The organism is Bartonella sp. AP88XZML (genome assembly GCF_042195565.1).
GTDB lineage: Bacteria > Pseudomonadota > Alphaproteobacteria > Rhizobiales > Rhizobiaceae > Bartonella.
Map to the genome: position 1 here is coordinate 1 of NZ_JBHIOQ010000055.1, position 1,008 is coordinate 1,008.

Here is a 1,008-nt window from a genome sequence, read left to right on the forward strand (position 1 = left end):
TGCACTCACAAATGAAACGCGTGTAATTAATAATCATACCCTTTATCGCATTAAAGCATTAAAAGACTTTGCTGATGTTAAAGCAGGTACTTTAGGGGGCTTTATTGAAAAGGAAGATAACCTCTCTCATGATGGCAATTGCTGGGTGTATGATGAGGCTCTTGTCTTTAAAAATGGTCACGTTTATGACAATGCTATCATTGCTGGCTATGTTTATGATAATGCCCATGTTTATGGCAATGCTATTATTTCTGATAATTCCCGTGTCTATGGTAATGCTCATGTGTATGGCAAGGCTATTATTTATGATAATGCCTATGTTTATGACAATGCTAGGGTTTATGAAAACGCTCATATAGCAAATAACGTACATGTTTATGAAAATGCCAATATTCATGGAATTGCTGTTATTCGTGAAAATGTCGGCGGGTTTACTAAAATAAAAACCTATACTGAACGTCTCTCTCCTTATGGTGAATTAGAGATTGTCTGGGTCTAATCTAAAGCAGTGTAAATGAAAGCACGGGCGCGGCGGGGGTGCCCCTCTTTTAAATTTCCCATTCCAAATTTTAGCAAACGTTTATCACATTAAATTGTGAGGGTATCTCTATGTGCAAAAAATACGAATTAACCAGTGAAGTCAAAAAAATCAAACATGCTCTTACTCGAAATATTATAAACCTTTATCGCATTAAAGCTTTAAAAGATTTCGATGATATAAAGGCAGGGTCTTTAGGGGGCTTTATTGAAAAGGAAGTTAACCTATCCCATGATGGCAATTGCTGGGTCTATGATGAGGCTTGTGTCTACGGTCATGCAAGGGTGTATGAAAATGCAAAAATACGCCATTTTTCTCAAGTCTGTGGTCAAGTTTATGGCAATGCTGAAGTCTATGGAAAGGCTTTTATCTCTCAATATGCTAAAGTTTATGACCATGCTTTTGTCTATGGCAATGCTCATGTTTATGGCAATATTTATGGTAATGCTCATGTGAATGGTAGTGCCCGC

General features: G+C 37.1%; 1 protein-coding gene and 1 pseudogene. Both read left to right on the forward strand.

The window, feature by feature from the left end; translation table 11 throughout:
- Positions 1-499, forward strand: a 499-nt coding sequence (locus ACFIK2_RS07055) for a hypothetical protein (RefSeq protein WP_375677073.1), incomplete at its 5' end; no start/stop codon positions are given.
- A gap of 110 nt (positions 500-609) precedes the next feature.
- A pseudogene (locus ACFIK2_RS07060) lies at positions 610-1,008 on the forward strand (hypothetical protein); the annotation flags it as partial.